Below are 22,503 nucleotides of genomic sequence, written 5' to 3'. Positions count from 1 at the left end.
TTTTATCTATTGTAATATTAAAAAGATTAATAAATAAATCCAGAGGATATCTACAAAATGCCAATATTGTCTTACCAAATCGAATTTTAAAATTCGCATTGGACTCACTTCAAATTTGATTAAAAAAGCGGTTAATAAACTAACCATTAATGCGGCAATTCCTCCTAAGACGTGCGCTGCATGAATTCCCGATAAAGCATATAAAAAAGACCCAGAGACTGTAAGATCAATTGTAATTCCCTGAGCAGTCAATGATTTCCAAGCTAAAATCTGAGATCCTAAAAATGAAATTCCCAATAAAAAACTTGCTAAAATTCCAAACTTGTAAGAATTCTCATTTCCCTTTTTAAAACTTTGAAAAGCCCATTCAATAACTAAGGACGAAAGAAAAATTAAAATCGTACTAATAAAAAATTGAAATGGTAATTTAAATTCATACCAGTTTCCAGCTGGTTTTCTAACCAAATAAGCACTCGTCAATGCTGCAAACATCATTGTTATGGATGCCATCGCAATCCATAAACCAAAGCGCAAAGCCTGATAACGGCTTGGGCCAAGGTTTTTATCGATCATTTGAATTATTGGCATCAATGAATTATATTATTGATTAAAAAAAGAAATAATATAATTGGCAAATAAAGGATTGAACAGAACATCAATTTTCGTGCTGCACTTGCATCATTATATTTATAAAGATTCCAACCGTAAAACACATAAGTTATTACAACAAACAACAATAAAGCAGCGATGATTACTTCCAATTGGTTTGTGAGATAAAACCATAAAATAAAAAATATACTTAATGCAGCATAAATTGAAGAATATAAACCGTATTTGGGGTCCGGTCTACCTTCAATATCTTTTATTAATTTAAATCCTGCTCTTTTATAATCATCATGACCAAGCCATGCGATTGACCAAAAATGTGGAAACTGCCATAAGTATTGAATTCCAAATAAACAAAATGCTTCAAATGAAAAACCTTGACAAGCTGCAACTCCAGCAATTAAAGTTGGAAGTGCTCCAGGGATTGCACCAATTGGAATTGCTAATGTTGAATACCGTTTTAAAGGGGTGTAGACAAATGCATATAAAACAAATGACAACATTCCCAGAGTAGCCGCTTCTGGACTTATCATAGCCAGCAATAATACTCCCATGGTACACAATAAGCCCGAAATTAATACAGAAAGTGATACCGTCATTCGACCTTCGGCAAGTGGGCGATTTGCGGTCCTAAGCATTAATTTATCGTAATCCCGTTCAAGGCATTGATTCAATGCATTCGCAGCAAATGTTATAAATAAACCACCAAAACATAAAAATAAAAATTCTTGAATATGAAAATTATCTTTAGCTAAAATCACATAACTCAAGGCTGAAGAAAATACTACCATCAAGCTAAGTTTAAACTTAACCAAAATTCCAACATCGTGAATGAAGGAATAATTTAGAACAGTAGTTTTAAAATGATTCAATGTATTGAATATTAAAATTTAATTAATGACTGCTTGGTTCTTCGCCTTCTTGCAAAGGAACATGCTGTTGTATAAATTCCTTATCATCTTTACCATAGTCGTATGCCCAACGCTGAACCGTTGGAATCTTTTCTGGCCAGTTTCCATGACCTGCATCAATTGGTGTTGTCCATTCCAAAGAATTTGAACCATATGGATTTTGTTCTGTCATCTTGCGGCCGCGATACATACTCCAGAAAAAGTTTACTACAAATAAAATCTGTCCGAAAAAAGTAACAATAGCAGCAATTGTGATAAACTTATTTAAATCATCAAAGTCTTTGAAAGCATCAAAACTATCAAAACGATAATACCTTCTTGGCACACCAGCCATTCCAATATAATGCATTGGACCAAAAACTGCATACGCACCAATCATAGAAATCCAAAAATGTATTTTTCCTAAAGTTTCATTCATAAAACGACCAAACATTTTTGGAAACCAATTATACACTCCAGCAAACATTCCAAAAAATGCAGCTACCCCCATCACAATATGAAAATGTGCAACAACAAAATAGGTATCATGTTGCTGAATATCGATTGCTGAATTTCCTAAAAATATACCTGTTAATCCTCCAGAAATAAACATCGACACAAAACCAATACAAAAAAGCATAGGTGTATTTAAACGAATATTACCACCATACAAGGTACTTATCCAGTTGAATACCTTGACGGCGGAGGGTACCGCAATAATGAGCGTAAAAACAACAAAGAAGTTTGAAATAAATGGATTCACACCAGACATAAACATATGATGTGCCCATACTATAAAGGATAAAAATGCGATTGCTAAAATTGAATAAACCATGGCGCGATAACCAAAAATTGGTTTTCTAGCATGTACTGATAAAACTTCCGAAACGATACCCATTGCTGGAAGTATAATAATATAAACTTCTGGATGACCCAAAAACCAAAAAATATGCTGATATAAAATTGGGCTACCTCCTATTCGGTCTAAAGCCTGACCATTTATAAATATATCCGATAAATAAAAACTTGTACCTAAACTACGGTCGAAAAGTAAAAGGAAAAAACCAGAAGCTAAAACTGGAAAAGAAAGTAATCCTAGGATTGCTGTCACCAAAAATGCCCAGATTGTTAAAGGCATTCTCCACATGCTCATTCCCTTTGTTCTAAGGTTTAAAATCGTGGTGATATAATTCATTCCACCTAATAATACAGAAACTACAAATAACACCAACGAAACAGTCCATAAGGTCATACCGGCACCACTACCAATGGAAGCTTGTGGCAATGCACTTAATGGCGGATAAGCCGTCCAGCCTCCTGAGAATGGTCCTGTACTAATAAACAGACTGTAAAACATAACCACCGATGACATGAAAAAGAACCAATATGACAACATATTCAAAAATGGAGATGCCATATCTCTTGCTCCAATCTGAAGTGGAATCAAAAGATTACTAAAGGTTCCACTCAAGCCTGCTGTTAATACAAAGAATACGATAATAGTACCATGCATTGTCACCAAGGCATAATAAAATTCCGGATCTAAGCGGCCAATTCCGGCATCATTTATAGTTATCCAGTGACCTAAAATAGGACGTAACCATGCCATATCTGCGTCCGGAAACCCTAATTGCAATCTGAATATAATTGACATCGCTGCACCAATTATTGCCCAGAAAATTCCTGTAATTAAAAATTGACGAGCTATAATTTTATGATCCTGGGAAAAAATATAAGTAGTTAAGAAATTAGTCTGATATTTATCCCCATGATGATGTTCATGAAAATGATCATCATAACCCAATTCTTGGATTAGTTTATCTTTTTCAACATTGTTTGGATGATTTGCTGACATAGTTTATGTATTAAAAAGATAAAATTTTAAATTCAATTCTTCTGTTTTTAGATTTACCAGCATCTGTATCATTTGATTCCACTGGTTTGTTTGGTCCAAGCCCTAATGATGATATTTTGTCACCAGGTATTCCTTTAGAAACTAAAAAATCTTTTACAGCCAAGGCCCGTTCTTGAGATAATTTCATATTCAAGGATAGGTCTCCCACATTATCGGTATGGCCACTAACCTCCACTTTTAATTTAGGATATTGATCAAATGTTTCCTTTAAGATATTTAAGGCAATTTCGGATTCGATACTTAATTTAGAAGAACCCGTTTCAAAATAAATATTATCTAAACGAAGGGTTCGATCATCCATATTAGCATTTGCTGTATCTAATGCTTTTTTTAACATGCCTTTCATTTCTTCCCCTTTAAGTAGTGCTTCTGCATGTATTGGTTTCCCTTTAAATGGATCTTCATCAGTATTCCGAATAGCACTAAAATAAAAAGATTTTTGAGATTTGTTCCACTTCTCCCACTCTTCCGGAGAAACTATTTTAACTAATCTTCGCATGCTATAATGACCTTTGCCACATAATTCTGCGCAGGCTAATTCATAATTAAATGCTTTCCATTTAGGTTCACTATTTGGATCATTAGGATCTGATGGCAATTGGTACTCTGGATATTTTCTTAATTCCTGCCTGAATTCATCTGTTGTTTTAATGGGAGTAAATATAAAATATGTTGGAATACCAGGAACGGCATCCATTTTAACTCTAAAGTGAGGCAAATAAAAATTATGTAAAACATCCCGAGCAATGATACGAACACGAACTTTTTTACCTTTAGGTAATACTAATTCATCTGCATTATAATCATCTAAATTTCGTTCATCATGCCAATCTTGTCCGAGTTCATTAACTCCCGGTTTAATAAGTCTAAAATCTTTTACACCTAATTTGCCATCTGTTCCAGGGTATCTAAGATTCCATGCAAACTGCCAGGCAGTAGCTTCAATTTCAATGAAATCTTCACCAACACTAACATCCGCCATAACCTTATTCCAGGTGACTAATCCTTGAACAACTAAAATTGTCATTACCAAAGCCGGTAATGCCGTCCAAATTATTTCTAATCGATTATCATGCGGTAAAAACAAAGCTTTTTTACCAGTACGATATCTGTATTTGTATGCGAACCAAAATAAAGCAATATGACATAATATAAAAACAATTCCGGTAAAAACTAAAGTCACATTAAACATAGAATCTATGGATCCGCCATGTTCAGAAGCAGATTTCAATGGACCGTATCCAAGTAATCTGTTAGAATAATAAAGTGCACTCCAAAAAAATGATCCTAAAAATAGAACACAAAAGATCATTAACCACTTTCCATTAAGGTCTGAACTTTGGGTTTGTGTCTCTTCATCACCCTTAATTTCTGATGTGATATCATTAATCTTCGCTATTTGAAGTAATACTACAAATAATAGTATGACCGAAAGAATTGTTATTAAAGCTGTCATTATTATATACTTTATCTATTACTATACATGGTGATGTAAACTTTCTTCATAAAATGGATCATTCTTAGCTACCAACGGTGCTTTTGAAAGAAAATGCAAGGTTGTAGCAAAAAACAATGCTAGAAAACCAATTAATAATCCTATATCTGCTAATCCAGGAATATAATAACCAATCGTTGGTTTCGTATCGTGGCCAACATGTTCTGCACCTCCTTGATCATGTCCGGCGTTAGTATGTTCTGTATCCTTTTGTTTTGATAAATTAAGTTCATGGGTACTAGGATTTCCAGCTGCAGCATGATTTCTTTCCATAAGAACTTCATGGGAAGTATGCAGTGTGCCCGGTTTTACCATTTGAAAGGTATCCCACCAATGTCCAAAAAATACGATAATACCTACGCCTATTAAGGTACCATACTTTCGCTTATTATCATTTCTCATTAATATTAAAAATGGCAATGCAAAATTTAATATAAGATTACCAAAAAACAGTATTGGATATTGCTGAATACGCGTTTGAAAATAAACGGTTTCCTCACCATTATTTCCATACCAAATTAGCATATATTGAGAAAACCACAAATACGTCCAAAATACACTGAATGCAAACATAAATTTACCTAGATCATGAAAGTGTTCTTGATTTACGTTATGATAATACCCTCTTGATTTTAAATAAATCAAAAACAAGATTGTCAATGCAATCATACTTACGAAGCAACTGGTTCCTGTATACCAAGCGAACATCGTACTGTACCAATGTGGATCAATAGACATGTACCATAACCAGATCACTACGGCACTTGTAAATCCTGCAACAGGAAGAAAAATTGCAGCCCAAAATTTCATTTTATTATAATGTTCAAACTTACCGTCACCATGATCATCTTCTGCAATACTTAGCGTGCGAATTTTAGTTGCAAAAAATATCCAGGATGCTAAAATTCCCAAACCTAAAAATGTATAAATATTTTTATTTAAAAATGAGGATTTACCTTTTAAAACTGCATCATTTGCAACTGTTTCCTGATCAGACCAATGGTATAAATGATGCCAACCAAAATAAACGCCTAAAGCAATAATCATCATAATGAAAAAGCCTACCCACATAAATTGAGCCATTGCTTCCCACACTCTTTTAAATCCAACATTCCATCCTGCATATGCCGTTCTACTGACACAAACAAAAAAGATTGCCATCATGGAAATCAACGTAAAAAATACTCCATTGTGCAATAAACTACTCCAAAACCTGGTATGCAATGCATCATCATTTAAAAAAATGGCGACCAGTGAAATGATTCCAATGAATCCCATGATTCCTAAAATCAATTTATCTCTGGATGGTAATTGTATTGAATTCATTGTTGTTTAAATTAATTCTTTTCAAATAATTACTATTTCTTATTCGTGGTAATTGGTGCAACTGGTGTTGTAGCGGAAGCAACAATACTTGCTTTCAATGCATCTTTAATGACCTGTGAACCTGAAAATGTATTTTCCTTTTCAGTATATTTCAATTTTTTTGAGCTCGCTTGTAACCCTCTGATATAATGAATTACATTCCAACGTTCGTGGTATGAAAGTTTATCATTATAAGCACCCATCATATTTCTTCCTACCATGATCCCATGATAAAAACGACCTTCGGATGCAGCAATAAATTCATCTTTCAAAAAATTTGCAGGTTGCGCTGGATACTTACCCCCATCATCTCTTACTAAATAACCTGCTCCATCTCCTAAATCTCCATGACATATTCCACAATAAATGGTGTATAAATTTTTGCCTTGGGCCAATCCAGAATCCGTAAGCTTTACAGGGTTTTCAGTAATTTCTTTCATCGCACGCAATCGCTCTTCTTCTGTATTTCCATAATAATAATGCACGGATCCATTAGCAGCTACTTGCATTGCATTTGGGCTCAAAGACCCGTCAAACATTTTAGAATGCATAGAATCTAAACTGTTTCCAATACTGCCTCTGGCAATACTTCCACTTACTGGAGTTCTTGGAATTGACATTTTATAAATGGATTCCTTTGATCCCCAACTATGGTAATAATAATAACTGTTTACGTTTGGTTCGTAAGCAATTGAATGTGCCATATCTGGCATATATTCTGTTCCTGTGTGATTTCCTTCAGCAGGGCTACACTGAAAAAGTGTAATAGAGAATAATAATAAAAGTATACTATTAACAAAATCTTTCATCATCATATATTTTTAGTATTTACTTCTTCGGCACCTGTCTCTTCAAAAAAAGATCTAGCTGCAGATTCGGATACTTCCTTTTGATCAAATGCAAGACAAAATTTATCATCTGTTGTTCGCAAATCCAATTGTGGATTACTTACTCCAGGCCATAAACCACAAATCGTATAAAAAGTAATGGTCATTCCCCAACATGCAAAAAGCACGGTCATTTCAAATACAATGGGAATATAGGAAGGTACCGGCCAATAAGGTTTGCCTCCAAAAATAATTGGCCAATCACTTGTCATAATCCAAGTCATACCTAAAAATGCCGTCAAAGTCCCTATAGCTCCATACACAAATCCAGCTTGATGGATTCTAGATTCAGCTAAACCCAGTGCTTGATCCATTCCGTGAATTGGAAATGGTGAAAAAACATCCATTATTTCCAGATGCTTGCTTTTTGCATTACGCACAGCACTTAACAGCAATTCTTCATCTGAATAAATTCCGTAGATCACATCTTTATCGTATCGTCTCATTGATATATAACTTTAATCTTCGTTTATTTAAAATTAATGATGCGTTTTATGTTCACTATGATTTGCATGGTTGGCATCGTGTTTATGGATTGCATGTTCTCCAATATATTGATCGCCACCTACTTTTAAAATATGTTTTACTTCTGCAATTGCAACCACCGGTGCAACTCTCACAAATATTAAATAGAGTGTAAAAAACAATCCAAGAGTTCCAATAAAAATTCCAATTTCTACCCACGTAGGACGATAATAACTCCAGGATGAAGGAAGATAATCTCTTGCTAATGTGGTTGCAATAATTACAAAACGTTCAAACCACATTCCTATATTTACAAAGATGGACATAAAGAACGTTAAGAAAACACTTCTCCTGAATTTTTTAACCCAAAATAATTGTGGAGAAACTACATTGCATGTCATCATTCCAAAATAAGACCACCAATAAATTCCCATCGCTCTGTTAAAAAATGCAAATTGTTCGTATACATATCCTGAATACCATGCAATAAATAATTCTGTTAAATAAGCAACTCCTACTATTGTTCCCGTCACAAGAATAACTTTATTCATAGACTCAATATGTTCCAACGTAATATATTGCTCTAATTTTAGAATTTTCCGGGTCATAATCATCAATGTTTGCACCATTGCAAAACCTGAAAAAATAGCCCCTGCAACAAAATAAGGAGGAAATATTGTTGTATGCCAACCTGGTATTACGGATGTTGCGAAGTCAAAACTTACAATGGTATGTACCGATAATACTAATGGTGTAGATAGTCCTGCTAACACTAATGATAAGGACTCCCATCTTTGCCAATGTTTAGCAGAACCTGTCCATCCAAATGACAAGGCGTTATATATTTTCTTACGCAAACCGGTAGCACGATTTCTTACGGTAGCAAAATCTGGTACCAAGCCGGTATACCAAAATAAAAGAGAAACTGAAAAATAAGTAGAAATTGCAAATACATCCCACAATAATGGTGAGTTAAAATTAGGCCACAAAGCACCTCTTGTATTTGGATATGGTAAAAAATAAAATACAACCCAAAGTCTACCAACGTGAATAACTGGGAATAAAGCTGCACATATAACTGCAAAAATTGTCATTGCTTCTGCTGCTCTGTTTACACCGGTACGCCAACGTTGGCGGAACAATAATAAGATTGCTGATATCAGGGTGCCGGCATGACCAATACCAATCCACCATACAAAGTTTGTTATATCATATCCCCAACCAATGGTTCGATTCAAATTCCAAGATCCGATCCCCATCCAAATTGTCCAACAGATACAAAACAATCCAAAAGACAAGGTTGCTGCAGAAATAATAAAAGCAATAACCCATGCTTTGCTTGGAGTTCGCTCCGTTGGCGCACATAGATCTTCCGTAATCTGATGGTAGGTCTTATGTCCTTCAATTAGCGGTCTTCTTACCGGGGCTACAATTCCTCCTGACATCTTAATAATTTTAAATGATTATGCGTCAAATTTTACATCACGGTTATTAACCTTCATGGTATAATTCACCACTGATTTAGCATTAATTTCTTCAAGTACAATATAATTTAAAGGGTTCTGTATTTTCTTAAACAAGACACCTTCCTTATTATTCATATCACCAAACGTTATCGCATTTGTTGGACAAGCAGTTTGACAAGCTGTCTTAACATCGTTGTCATGTAAAATTCTATCGTCGCGTTTTGCATTTAATTTGCCTTCTTGAATTCGCTGAACACAAAACGAACATTTTTCAATTACACCTCTAGACCGCACTGTAACATCCGGATTTAAAACCATTCTGACTAAATTATCAGAATAATAAGGCTGGGTTTTTTCACCCGCTATATTAAATTGATTTACTGGAAATAAATCTGCTGTTGTATAATCGTACCAATTGAATCTTCGCACTTTATAAGGACAATTATTAGCGCAGTATCGAGTTCCTACACAACGATTGTATGCCATTTGATTTAATCCTTCGGAAGAATGGTTTGTTGCGTTCACAGGGCAAACATTCTCACAAGGAGCATTATTACAATGCTGACACATCATAGGTTGATATACCACATTTGGATTTTCTACATCCCCATAATAATATCTGTCTATCCGCAACCATGCCATTTCATGATGCCTAGATATTTCTTTTTTACCTACTACCGGTACGTTATTTTCTGCCATACAAGCAATGGTACAAGTACCGCAACCAATACAAGCATTTAAATCCACATGCATACCCCAATGGTGACCTGAATTATAATTATAATCATGCCCGGAATAAAGTGTATATGAATTTAATTTTTGAAATTTTTCCCGCTCTTCTTTCAGTGCGTCAATTTTTGCTTCTACTTCATTTAAATGACTATGGCGCAATATTGACCGATCGGTCAATGATCCTTGATAACCTTTGGTAATCCCTTTAAATGCATCATCAACTAATGCAGCTTCATCTGCATTTATAATATTTCCACTACTCTTTTCAGTTGCAGTAACCCCTAATGTATGGTGATGCTGTACACAGGCAAAATGCTTTTCAATAGATCCAAGACTATTTGAAACTTCAACTTCTGTATTATAATATTGAATATAGCCATCCACCCACTTGCATGCATAGTAAAAATTTGTACCAACCCCAGTACCACAATCACCTGCAGATGTTCTACCATAACCTAATGCGATTGCCACAGTTCCTTGCATTTGTCCAAATTGTTTTACAACAGCAACTTTGGATTTGTTTCCAGAAATAGCAATTTCTACTTGCTCTCCGTTTTCATTTATATTATTAAAATTTATAAATCTTCGATCGCCATCAAAACTAATCGGGACCATAAGATAATTACCCCAAGCACATCTCGTCACAGGATCCGGCATTTCTTGTAACCAAGGATTTCCTGCATAATTTCCAGAACCGATACTTACCGATTCGAAAAATGAAATTTCCAAAGCAGATGCTGCAGGTTTAGAAATTTTATTCACTGCCATTTGCACATCTCCTTTAAAGCTTAAATCTTTAGAAGGCATTTGCATCTCATAAACCCCATTATGCAAAGTTTCATCCCAAAATAATTGGAATCCTGAATTCATATTGTTTGCAGTATAAAATTTTTCCTGCCAATTCTTTTTTAAATATTCATAATAAGGCTGCTCTGCACTTTGATTTATATTTGTACTACCTGTCCAGGTTAATAATGAATGTGCTGCTTGTCGTGTAGAAAAAATTGGGTTAATGGTTGGTTGGATTAAACTAAAAGCACCCCGTTTAGCTTCTACATCACCCCAAGATTCTAAAATATGATGATCTGGAGCTGCATAATTACACAATGCCGTTGTTTCATCTAATGTAGTATTTAAACTAATCTTGGTTTTAACATTTGCCATTGCCTCACTAAACTCAGCTGCAAATGGCAATTCATAACAAGGATTTGCATTCCAAATAATTACCGTATCAATAGTTGAAGACTTCATCTCAGTCAACAATTGAAACAATTCATTATCATTTCCTTTCCGCTGATAAGAGGCAGCATTAAAATTAAGCGTAGTCCCAATATTCCCTAGTAAATTATTAATTGCAAAAACTAAAATTTGATCCCCAATATTATTATTTCCACAAACTATAATGGATTTAGATTTTTGACTTAATAAGGTTTCTGCCAATTTTTTAATCGTTGCTTTTGCCTTATCATTTAATTCTGGAGTTGCTATTGCAGTTGCTCCTGTTTTTGTTGCAATTTCATTATATAAATGTGCAATTGCAGCACCCTGCTCGGAAGGCTTAACAAGAATTCTATTATCAGCATTTGAACCAGACAATGACATATGTGACTCAACTTGCACATGATGAGACATGTTCTTTATATTATCCAATTGGATAGTCCTTCTTTTAGCATATTGAGCGGCATATTCAATAGGTGAAATCCAGGTACCTAAAAAGTCTGCATTAAAACTAACGATTGTATCAGCCAAATCAAATCTATATTCTGGAATTACGCGTTCACCAAAACATTGCATTGTTGCATCTAAAAGTGCTGATGATGATATTGCATCATAACTAATGTGTTTTGCACCAGGATACTTTGCAATAAATTCACCGATCGCTTTTTGAGCTGTCGGACTCATTAAGGTATTGCTTACAATTCTAATTTTACTGCTTGCTGCGAGTGCCGATTTAATTTCAGCATCAACATCATTCCAATTCGACTCAACCAACTGAGACTGGTTAATTTTGGAAGCCTGCTTAATTCGATTATAATCATATAAACTTAAAACAGCAGCTTGAACTCTTGCATTGGTACCACCTTTTGAAATGGATGAAGAGGCATTTCCTTCAATTTTTATAGGCCTTCCTTCTCTTGTTTTAACTAATATCGGACAATAGTCCCCACCATTCACAAATGAAGATGCATAATAATTAGCAATTCCAGGAATAATAGTATCCGGTTTAATTACATAAGGAATCGCTTTTTTAACTGGAATTTCACAAGATGCCAATGTGGCTGCACTAATTCCAAATCCCAAAACTTTTAAAAAGTCTCTGCGATTCGTTTCGAACAAACCCGCTCTTTCATCACTAATAATAGATTCAAGAGCTACTGGATTTAATTCTGATTCACTTTTTGAAATAAATTCCGGATCTTGTACTAAATCCTTTTCGTCAATCCAAATAGTTGATTCGTTAAGTTTCATATTATTCTTCGTTGCTACTTAATCAATAATGACATTTTTGACATTCCAATCCACCAATATCACTCACTTTAATGGATTGTTTTACACCATTTTTTAATTCGTCGTGATAGGTTTTATAACTGTCGTAATATTTGTTTTCAGTAAATTTTACATCGGTTTGACGATGACAATTAATACACCATCCCATGGACAGCGGTGCATACTGTCTAACAACAGGCATTTGATCCACCTTACCATGACATTGTGCGCAATCTATTTTACCAATTGAAACATGTTGTGAATGATTAAAATAAACATGATCCGGTAAATTATGGATTCGTTTCCATTCAATAGGTCCTGCAATGGTTGTTTTCGTTTCGCTGGTTAAGGATGTTTTTATACCTTCCCATTGCAAGTCTGTTTCCCGAACGACTGCATCTGAATTTGCACTGATATTATTATCTTTTGCAAAAGTTTCACTGATCCATTTTTTATAAATAGCTGCAATTTCCTCTTCACTTAGATTTACATAATTATCAATGTATTTGTCGGTTATAGGATTATAACCTATAGATGCAAAAATCTTGCTAATTTCTGCAGTTCCGTATTTGCTACCTTTTTTAATGGCAGCATGACAATTCATACAGGTATTCGTGGCAGGAATTAAGGATTGCTTTGACCGTCTAGCACCATCATGACAATAATTACAATCAATTTTATTTAAGCCAGCATGCGTTTCATGACTAAATTTAATTGGCTGATCAGGTTGATAATTTTGCTGCCTACCTAAGGATATTGCATTATTAACGGTAGTATATCCTCCAAAAAGGACTAATCCGAAAATCAAAAAACTGATAACAGATTTACTTGTTAATAATTGCCAAACAGTTTTTCTGACAGCTAAGTTATCTCCTGATTTAACTTTAACATTATAAGCCAAATCAGACATTAAGGTCCACAAGAATACCGCCAAGCATATTAAAAGTATAAAAATCAAATACATCCAAAATGAAAAACCACTTTCCTGTTTGGCTTCAGAGCCTCCAATTACTGCTGTTCCAGCTGTTTTAGGACCATAGGTACCTTTATAAACACCATCTATATAGAGAAGTATACTTGCAATTTCGTCATCTGATAAATTTGGAAACGCAGTCATCACAGTCGGCTTAAACTGATTCCACAATTCTGTAGCCCGCGGATGACCTGCTTTAATAGAAGCTTGAGAATTCCGAATCCATGCATAAAGATCTTCTTTTGGAAAAGCGGCCCAACGCTCTTCGGTACCCCCTAATGCAGGCCCCGTCAAAGCATCTTTCATGTTCTTATTATGACAAGATGCACAATTATTCTTAAAAGAACTCTTTCCAACTTCGATATCAGGGGCTGAGAATGGAGCCACGAGTGAAAAGAAAACCAATAAAATGGAAGCAAGAATCCTATTGTAGCTCATAAATTATTGAAAACTAAATGAATATAATTTTTAAAAAAAGATATACAATTTAATAAGTATCAATTTTCCTGCAAAAATAGCCCAGAATTGCGTTTCCCAAAACATCTGATCAAATTGTTTTATTTATCTTATAAAAAAGTTAAAATTTCATTAAAATTAAAACAGCCAGGATTCGATTTGGTTAAGCATTATGAGATCTTTTACATATTGTTAATATATTAAACGGCAATTGTTGCTTTTATTGATGGATGACTTTGATAATCAACAAGTTGGAAATCATTAAAGTCAAATTTAAATAAATCTTTCACTTCGGGATTAAGATTCATAATAGGTGCCTTTAATGGCTTTCTACTTAATTGTTCCTCTGCTTGTTGAATATGGTTTAAATAAAGATGGACATCTCCAAAGCTATGTACAAATTCACCAGGCTTCAGTTCGCAAACAGAAGCTATCATCATTGTCAATAAAGCATAGGAGGCAATATTAAAAGGTACTCCTAAGAAAACATCTGCAGAACGCTGATATAAATGGCAAGATAACTTGCCATCGGCGACAAAGAACTGAAACAAACAATGACATGGACTTAAAGCCATTTTAGAAAGTTCCCCTACATTCCAAGCCGAAATAATTAGCCTCCTCGATTCTGGATTAGATTTAATGTTCTCAAGTAAAATAGCAATTTGGTCAATATTTTGTCCGTCTGCGGTTAACCATTGCCTCCATTGCTTACCATATACAGGCCCTAAATTGCCCTCTTCATCTGCCCATTCATCCCATATAGAAACCCCATGTTCCCGAAGATATTGGACATTAGTATCACCCTTTAAAAACCATAATAATTCATAAATAATCGACTTTAAATGCATTTTCTTGGTAGTTACCAATGGAAAGGACTCCAGCAGATTAAACCTCATTTGATAGCCAAATAGACTTTTAGTACCTACCCCGGTGCGGTCAGAACGAACTATACCTTCCTGATAAACTTTTCTTAATAGATCTAAATAAACCTGCATCTTCTAAAATCAAAGGCAAAGAAACATATTAAAATTTTTATAATATAATTTTTCCAAAAATTTCTTTCCTGATCTTAAAGACTGTAATTTTACATCGAATCAAACTCAATGGCTTACAACAACTTACAGGATGCATGCCTGGATTTGGAAAAAAACCAAAAACTAATCCAAATCGATGAACTTTTGGATCCGGATCAAGTAATTCCAGAAATCCATCGAAGGGTATATGCTGTTCAAGGTCCTGCCCTCCTTTTTAATAATGTAAAAGGTAGTCCATTCAGAGCGGTTTCTAATTTATTTGGAACCTTTGAACGATCTGAGTTTCTTTTTCGACACGTGATGAAAAAACTTGAATGGCTCATAAAAATTAAAAAAGATCCCATCTCTGTTTTCCATCATCCACTTACTACAATTCAAAATCTAGGATATTTGGTTTCCGCTTTACCGAAGCGCAATTATAGTAATCAACTTAATCAAAAATGTCATATTCTGGATTTGCCTCAAATTAAATCCTGGCCTGATGATGGAGGTGCATTCATAACCCTCCCACAGGTTATCAGCTTTCCACCAAATTCATTGGATCCTAAAAAAGCAAACGTTGGGATGTATAGGATTCAACTTTCCGGTAATGATTATATAAATAATGAGGAAATAGGACTGCATTATCAACTTCATAGAGGCATTGGCAATCACCATTTACAATATTTGCAATCAAAAGAAGATTTTAAGATAAGTATTGCGGTTGGAGGGCCTCCTGCATATACATTAGCGTCTATATTTCCTTTGCCAGAAAATTTGAGTGAAATTTTATTTTCTGGAATTTTGAATGGAAAACGGTATTCTTATTACACTCAAGATGGTTTTTTAATTCCACAAGATGTCGATTTTTGTATAACCGGTACGGTTAATTTAAAAAATTTAAAAACTGAGGGCCCCTTTGGTGACCATTTAGGATATTACAGTCTTAAACATCCATTTCCATATCTTGAAAATCTAAAAGTATATCATAAAAAAAATGCGATATGGCCTTTTACAGTTGTAGGTAGGCCACCTCAGGAAGATAGCAGTTTTGGTTTTTTAATACATCAGATTGTTGCCGAATTAACCACTACAGAGTTTCCAGGAATTAAAGAAATTCATGCAGTCGATCAGGCTGGCGTACATCCTCTATTGCTCGCTATAGGAAGTGAGCGCTACATGCCATTTAGAGATCGAAAACCAGAAGAAATACTTACACTGGCAAATCATTTATTAGGAAAAGGCCAGACCTCACTGGCTAAATATTTATTTATTGCAGCAGATGAAAAAGGTACCGAATTAAGCACTAAAAACATTCCTGCATTTTTCAATTATATTTTAGAACGTGTGGACTGGAGTAAAGATTTACATTTTTTTACAAATACTACCATGGACACGCTTGATTATTCTGGAGGCAGCTGGAATGCAGGCTCCAAAGTGGTTATTGCTTGCAATAGGAATAAATTAAGAAATCTTGATTCGGATTTAAGTTGTTTTCATAATTTACCAGAATCCTTTCATAGCGTAAGTCTTATTCAATCTGGAATCGTTTGTATTCAAGGTACATCGTTTTTAAATTACCAACAAACGATTTTGGAATTAAAAATTTTAACAGATTACTTTGAACGAAATGCATGTCCTGGATTTCCTTTAATTATTTTATGTGATAATACAAAATTTATTACGGAAAACTACAATAATTTCATTTGGTCCTGCTTTACAAAGAGTAATCCTGCCTATGATATTTATGGTGCCAATGCACGTTACGATTACAAACATTGGGCTTGTGAAACCAACTTAATTATTGATGCAAGAACTAAACCACACCATGCTCCTCCCTTAATTGTGGATCCAAAAATCACTCAAAAAGTGGATGCAATAATATCTAATATTCCATCGCTCAATAAATTATTCAAATGAATTTGCCAATACAATTTATTGAACAGATGAAAGCCATTCTTGGAAATGAGTATTCTGATTTTGAATCTTCATTACATGATAAATTACCAATTAGTATTCGTATAAATCCCTTTAAAACTGAAAATGATTTAATTCTTTCTGATCCTGTCGCATGGTGTACAAATGCTTATTATTTAAATGAAAGGCCTTCTTTTACCTTAGATCCATTTTTTCATGCCGGGCATTATTATGTACAAGAAGCTGCATCTATGTTTATAGATTTTATTTTAAAATCTATAGAATTACCAATACACGCTAAAATTCTGGACATGTGCAGTGCACCTGGAGGAAAATCCACATTAATGTTAGCTAACTTATCTCAAGATACGTTGCTGCATTGTCATGAATTTGAACCCTTACGCGCAAATGTACTCCGTCAAAATATAGAACGATGGGGCTATTCCAATACAATTATAACACAAGGCTCATTGGATAAATTGGAACGTTCCGATATTAAATATGATCTCATATTAATTGATGCTCCTTGCAGTGGAGAAGGGATGTTTAGAAAAGAGAAAGAAGCCATCAATCAATGGAACCAAAATAAAATTAATAACTGTGTACATATGCAAAATCAGATCCTTAGAATTGCTGATAAAATGTGTGCAGAAAACGGATATATTATTTATTCCACTTGTACCTACAATACAAAGGAAAATGAAGCTATTACAAATCCCTATCTTGAAAACGAAAAATATACATCTGTAAATATTAAAAATGATTTTTCAATATGCGAACCCAATTCCAAAAATTTTACCTATCGATTCTTTCCACACAAATCAAAAGGTGAAGGATTTACAGTAAGTGTTCTTAAAAAACAAGAAGCAATAAAATTTAGTGAAAATTCAAATTATGTAAAAAAATCTAAAATAAGACCTTCGAACAATACCACACATTTTGAATGGTTATCAAATCCCGATGCATTTAGTATCATAGGATTAAAAGATTCATTATATGCAATCTCAAATTTCTGGGCAGATACAATTCAACATCTAATGCAAATAGCCCCAATTTATTATGCAGGAATTCCTATAGGACAATTTAAAGGGAAAGATTTTTATCCGGCACATGGTTTAAGTCAAAGCAATCATTTCAGTAAAAATATTGAACTATCAGATTTAGAATTTAATCAAGCAATTAATTTTCTAAAATCGAATGCACCTGAAATTGCGGTTAAGCAAAAATCCAAATGGGCCATTGCTTCCTATCGATCTGCGAATCTTGGATGGTTAAAATCCAATTCAAATGGACTAAAAAATTATTTTCCAAAAAATCAACGTATTATCTCATTTTAAATATTAATCAAATGAAATATTTCAATGTATTAACAGCTCTTCTTATTTTCTTAGTACATATTCAAGCACAAAACGCAATCCCTAAGATCATAAAAAAAAGTATTCATTTTACTTCAACGGATCGCAGCTTATCTATTGATTTTGATTTGCAGGATCCAGATAATGACAAACTGGAAGTGCGATGTAAAATATTTAGTTTATCAGAAAACGATAAGTATACCGAATTACTTGCCCAATCTATAACTGGAGATGTGGGTTACCCTGTTTCTCCAGGACTGAATAAAAAAATTAATCTTATAAATATAGAATATGCAAGTCCAAAATTGGTGGTTGTGTTATCAGCCTACGACAAAGAATCCATAAATATTGAAGATATCATCTCCAATGTTAATCCCAACAATTTAAAAGACTATGTAGAACAAATTCAGGGTCGCAGAAACGCGAATAATCCAATTATATACAACCAGGCTCGAACATATTTGTCTGAACAATTGCAAACCTATTTAAACACAAAATCACTAGATTTTAAGAATGCACTCTATACTGGAATTAATTATGAAGCTACGAAGCATGGCAGTAGTGAACCATCCTCCATCATTATTGTGGATGCGCATTATGATGCCGCCACCATTTCGCCAGGAGCTGATGACAATGGTTCTGGTGTTGCAGGGGTTCTTGAAATGGCTCGGATACTTGCAGATTATCCTAGCAAAAAATCAATTCGCTATGTACTTTTTGATTTGGAAGAAAATGGATTAGTTGGAAGTAGTATCTATAATGCTAATCAATTAAGCAAACGAGATAGTATCAAAGCAGTTCTTAATTTTGAAATGATTGGGTATTATACAGAGCAAGCAAACACACAAGATTTACCAACTGGCTTCAATGTTTTATTTCCAGATGCTTACAATCAGGTAATTGCAAATAATAGAAAAGGCGATTTTATAATCAATGTTGGAAACACGAATTCATTAAATCTTAAAAATAGTTTTCATACCAATACACTAAACCATGTTCCTGCTTTAAAAATTATATCATTAGAAGTACCCGGAAATGGAAGTATTGCTCCAGATTTAAGAAGAAGTGACCATGCAAGTTTCTGGGATCGCAATATACCCGCTTTAATGATAACAGATGGAGCAAATTTTAGAAATAAAAATTATCATACCATTAGAGATTCCAGCCATTATTTAAATTTTGACTTCATGGCAAATGTCGTTAAAGCATCCATTGCGACAATTATCGAACTTGCAGAGATTGAACATGGCAGCTCCATTGATATCATAGTTGATCAAACAACCGGCACGAATACAAAAGAGGAAAACAAGTTTCAAGCAATTTGTGAAGAAGGATGCATTTTAATAAAGCCAGATCAAAATCTTGAAAATTGTTTATTGCAAATTTTTGATATAAAGGGTAGAAAAATATATTCCATGAATCAAAACTTAAGAAATGACAATTTTACAAAATTAAATCATATAAAATTATCAACAGGACTTTACTTTTTAAGCTTATCAAATAAGAAATTTAAAGCCACTAAAAAAATTATTATTCATGAATAATAATTCAGTTTTTTTGTCTCTGGGTTCAAATTTAGGTAATAGATACGACTATTTAACACGTGCCGTTGACCTTGTCTCTGGTGAACTTTCAACGGTCCTGAAGCAATCTTCCATCTATGAAACAGAACCCTGGGGTAATAAGATGCAGAATCATTTTCTGAATCAGATAATTGAGCTAAAGTCAAATTTAAAACCGGTTGAAATTTTACATAAAATATTAGACATTGAAAAAAAACTTGGAAGGATAAGGATTGAAAAATATGGACCAAGAACCATTGATATTGACATTCTTTTTATTGGAAGTATGATATTAAATACACCAGAATTAATACTACCCCACCCCAGAATGGCATTTCGAAAATTCATACTGCTTCCATTATCGGAGATTGCCCCAAAATTAATTCATCCAATACTAAAATTACGTATGGACGAGTTATTAGTAAGGTGTACGGATTTAGGTCACGTAACAAAATTCAAAACGCATGAAATCCAATCCTAATAAATATATTTGTATTGAAGGCAATATAGGAGCTGGTAAAACTACATTTTGCCAGATGATCAGCTTAGATTATAAATGCAAACTGATACTTGAACAATTCAGTGATAATCCATTTCTAGAATACTTTTATAAAGATCCGGCCAGATATGCATTAACCGTTGAATTGTTTTTTTTAACAGAAAGACAAAAGCAAATACAACAAGACGCCCAAAGTCCTGATCTATTTAATGATTTTATTATTTCAGATTATACCATTTTAAAAAGCCTATTATTTGCTCGAACGAACTTGCCACCAGATGAATATAAATTGTTTTTCAAAATTTACCAGGCATTAACGCACACTTTAAATAAACCTGATTTAATACTTTATTTACATCGGGAGACTACACACGTTCAATCAAATATAAATAAAAGAGGTCGACTTTTTGAAAACAATATATCCAATGAATATTTAAGTAAAATTCAGGACAGCTATTTTGAATTTTTTAAAAGCCAAACAATTATACCTGTCGTGGTAATTAATCTTGAAGACCAAGATTTTACAAAAAATAAAACTATTTACAAAGAACTAGAAGAGATTGTTTTCACACAATTTGCTCCTGGATTACATCATATTAAAATTTTAAATTAAAATAGAATGAAAACATTTTTTTCGTCAATCTTTTCTTCATGCCTTGGGGCTTTACTTGCACTTATTGTTATTGGTTTTTTACTAATTGCAATCGGCACAGGCTTCATGTTGCGCAATAAAACGGATACCAAGCTTACAGAAAACTCAGTATTGCAATTGATTATTCCAGGATTAATACCAGAACAAACAAATAATAATCCCATTCAAAGTTACAATTTAAATAATACCGTAACGATAGGATTAAAGGATCTTACAAAAGCCATTCTTCATGCTGCGAAGGATCCAAAAATCAGAGGTATCTATCTGCAAAGCAGCAATTATAATCACGGATATGCAACTTTAAAAGAAATAAGAGATGCATTACAAGCATTTAAAAATGAAGGAAAATTTATCATTTGTTATTCCAATTATTTAGATCATAAAAATTACTATATTAATTCGGCTGCAAATCAGTTGTATCTGCATCCATTGGGATTCTTAGACTTGAAAGGATTTGGAATATCAATCCCCTATTTTAAAGAATTTACAGATAAAATTGGTTTAGACTTCAATATTTATTACGCAGGCGAATTTAAAAGTGCAACAGAACCCTTTCGTTTAAATAAAATGAGCGATCAAAATAGATTGCAATTAAAGGAATTTTTAGGCGAGCAATATCATCTATATTTAGATGAAATTTCTAAAGCAAGAAATCTTGATTACAATGAATTAAAATCAAATTTTGATGGCTTTAAATCGTATTCCCCAAAATTAGCGTATACTAACCAATTGATTGACTCTATTGCATATGAATCCGACGTATTGGCAAATATTCGAAGTAAAATGAATTTTAATGAAAATGATAAAATTCATTTTATAAATATACAGGATTATTTTGCGATTAGCAAATCCGCTAACGAAGACTTCTCAAGCTCTAACAGAATTGCTGTTGTCTATGCAGAAGGTAATATAATAGAAGGCAAAGGAGAAGAAGGCGAAATAGGTCGAAAATACATTAAAATATTGCGGGATATAAGATCCACGAAGAGTATTAAAGCGGTTGTATTAAGAGTAAATTCACCTGGAGGAAGTGCTTTATTAAGTGATGAATTATTAAAAGAGATTGATTTAATTAAAGCTCAGGGAAAACCTGTAGTTGTAAGTATGGGTGACTATGCAGCATCTGGTGGTTATTATATTTCCTGTCATGCAGATAGTATATTTTCAAATGCATATACATTAACCGGCTCCATTGGTGTTTTTGCATTAATCCCAAATTTTAATAGAATTAGTGGAGATAAAATTGGAATTGATATTGATACAGTCGGCACTGGACCCATGGCGAATAAATTCAACGTGATGTTACCATGGGGAATTGATGAAGCTAAAATTATGCAAGAAAATATTGCACAAACTTATGATCAATTTATATCTGTGATATCTTCTGGACGGAGTTTAGCTAAAGAACAGGTAAAAGAGTTCGCGAAAGGAAGGATCTGGAGTGGTATAAAAGCAAAAGAATTAGGTCTTGTAAACAAAATAGGAAATCTAGATGATGCGATTTCATGTGCTTCTCGTATGGCATCCCTAGAAAAATTTAGAATCAGTGAATTTCCAACACAAAAAGATCCTATACAAAAACTAATGGAAGCTTTACAAGGAAATAATGAAGAAGGAAGCGTTGGAATAAAAGCTCGAATTATGGAACAGGAATTGGAGGAAATGATTCCTTATTATCAAGAAATGAAATATTGGAAAACAAATAAAGGGCTACAAATGAAATTACCCTTTATCATTTCAAAATAAAAAAAAGCAGTCTTCACAACGG

The 22,503-nt window shown here is 33.7% G+C and carries 17 protein-coding genes; 6 read left to right on the top strand and 11 right to left on the bottom strand.

Annotation, left to right across the window (positions count from 1 at the left end; all coding sequences use genetic code 11):
• Window positions 1-6 precede the first annotated feature (6 nt).
• The 11 genes from IPO86_09755 to IPO86_09705 form a co-directional block, all read right to left on the bottom strand.
• Window positions 7-573 carry a cytochrome c oxidase subunit 3 gene (locus IPO86_09755; GenBank protein MBK9728390.1) on the bottom strand — a complete coding sequence of 189 codons (567 nt, stop codon included), beginning with the start codon at window positions 571-573 and terminating at the stop codon, window positions 7-9.
• 14 nt (window positions 574-587) lie between these two features.
• A complete protein-coding gene (locus IPO86_09750) occupies window positions 588-1,397 on the bottom strand; it encodes a protoheme IX farnesyltransferase (protein MBK9728389.1) in 810 nt (269 codons plus the stop codon).
• Window positions 1,398-1,500: 103 nt separating this feature from the next.
• Entirely contained in the window at window positions 1,501-3,351 is a 1,851-nt protein-coding gene (locus tag IPO86_09745; protein MBK9728388.1) for a cbb3-type cytochrome c oxidase subunit I, read from the bottom strand.
• Window positions 3,352-3,361: 10 nt separating this feature from the next.
• Window positions 3,362-4,867: an OmpA family protein gene (locus IPO86_09740; GenBank protein MBK9728387.1), complete on the bottom strand. Its 1,506-nt coding sequence runs from the start codon at window positions 4,865-4,867 to the stop codon at window positions 3,362-3,364.
• Window positions 4,868-4,888: 21 nt separating this feature from the next.
• Window positions 4,889-6,232, bottom strand: a complete 1,344-nt coding sequence (locus IPO86_09735) for a hypothetical protein (GenBank protein MBK9728386.1) — start codon at window positions 6,230-6,232, stop codon at window positions 4,889-4,891.
• A gap of 32 nt (window positions 6,233-6,264) precedes the next feature.
• Entirely contained in the window at window positions 6,265-7,080 is an 816-nt protein-coding gene (locus tag IPO86_09730; GenBank protein MBK9728385.1) for a cytochrome c, read from the bottom strand.
• 2 nt (window positions 7,081-7,082) lie between these two features.
• Entirely contained in the window at window positions 7,083-7,604 is a 522-nt protein-coding gene (locus tag IPO86_09725; protein MBK9728384.1) for a DUF3341 domain-containing protein, read from the bottom strand.
• Window positions 7,605-7,637: 33 nt separating this feature from the next.
• On the bottom strand, window positions 7,638-9,068 hold the full coding sequence (nrfD, locus tag IPO86_09720) for a polysulfide reductase NrfD (GenBank protein MBK9728383.1): 1,431 nt from the start codon (window positions 9,066-9,068) through the stop codon (window positions 7,638-7,640).
• Between the two features lie 18 nt (window positions 9,069-9,086).
• Entirely contained in the window at window positions 9,087-12,290 is a 3,204-nt protein-coding gene (locus tag IPO86_09715) for a 4Fe-4S dicluster domain-containing protein (protein ID MBK9728382.1), read from the bottom strand.
• Window positions 12,291-12,312: 22 nt separating this feature from the next.
• Window positions 12,313-13,719 carry a c-type cytochrome gene (locus tag IPO86_09710; protein MBK9728381.1) on the bottom strand — a complete coding sequence of 469 codons (1,407 nt, stop codon included), beginning with the start codon at window positions 13,717-13,719 and terminating at the stop codon, window positions 12,313-12,315.
• Between the two features lie 218 nt (window positions 13,720-13,937).
• Complete coding sequence (locus tag IPO86_09705; protein MBK9728380.1) at window positions 13,938-14,732, bottom strand: thymidylate synthase; 795 nt, start codon at window positions 14,730-14,732, stop codon at window positions 13,938-13,940.
• Window positions 14,733-14,840: 108 nt separating this feature from the next.
• Here IPO86_09705 and IPO86_09700 point away from each other — a divergent pair, with 108 nt between their 5' ends.
• Genes IPO86_09700 through sppA form a run of 6 tightly spaced genes read left to right on the top strand, consistent with a single transcriptional unit; the run spans window position 14,841 to window position 22,481 of the window.
• Window positions 14,841-16,670, top strand: a complete 1,830-nt coding sequence (locus IPO86_09700; protein MBK9728379.1) for a UbiD family decarboxylase — start codon at window positions 14,841-14,843, stop codon at window positions 16,668-16,670.
• Window positions 16,667-18,004: a hypothetical protein gene (locus IPO86_09695; GenBank protein MBK9728378.1), complete on the top strand. Its 1,338-nt coding sequence runs from the start codon at window positions 16,667-16,669 to the stop codon at window positions 18,002-18,004. The genes IPO86_09700 and IPO86_09695 overlap by 4 nt, the downstream gene beginning before the upstream one ends.
• Window positions 18,005-18,015: 11 nt before the next feature.
• Window positions 18,016-19,566, top strand: a complete 1,551-nt coding sequence (locus IPO86_09690; protein MBK9728377.1) for a M28 family peptidase — start codon at window positions 18,016-18,018, stop codon at window positions 19,564-19,566.
• Window positions 19,559-20,065, top strand: coding sequence for a 2-amino-4-hydroxy-6-hydroxymethyldihydropteridine diphosphokinase (folK, locus tag IPO86_09685; protein ID MBK9728376.1), 507 nt, complete (start codon window positions 19,559-19,561; stop codon window positions 20,063-20,065). Before IPO86_09690 ends, folK begins: the two co-directional genes overlap by 8 nt.
• Window positions 20,049-20,696: a deoxynucleoside kinase gene (locus tag IPO86_09680; protein MBK9728375.1), complete on the top strand. Its 648-nt coding sequence runs from the start codon at window positions 20,049-20,051 to the stop codon at window positions 20,694-20,696. The genes folK and IPO86_09680 overlap by 17 nt, the downstream gene beginning before the upstream one ends.
• A 6-nt stretch (window positions 20,697-20,702) precedes the next feature.
• A complete protein-coding gene (sppA, locus tag IPO86_09675; protein ID MBK9728374.1) occupies window positions 20,703-22,481 on the top strand; it encodes a signal peptide peptidase SppA in 1,779 nt (592 codons plus the stop codon).
• The last annotated feature ends 22 nt before the right edge of the window (window positions 22,482-22,503 follow it).

This window comes from Saprospiraceae bacterium (assembly GCA_016717265.1).
Taxonomy (GTDB): domain Bacteria; phylum Bacteroidota; class Bacteroidia; order Chitinophagales; family Saprospiraceae; genus Vicinibacter.
Note: the sequence above shows the minus strand (reverse complement) of the source record. Positions and strands in the feature narration are given on the sequence as shown.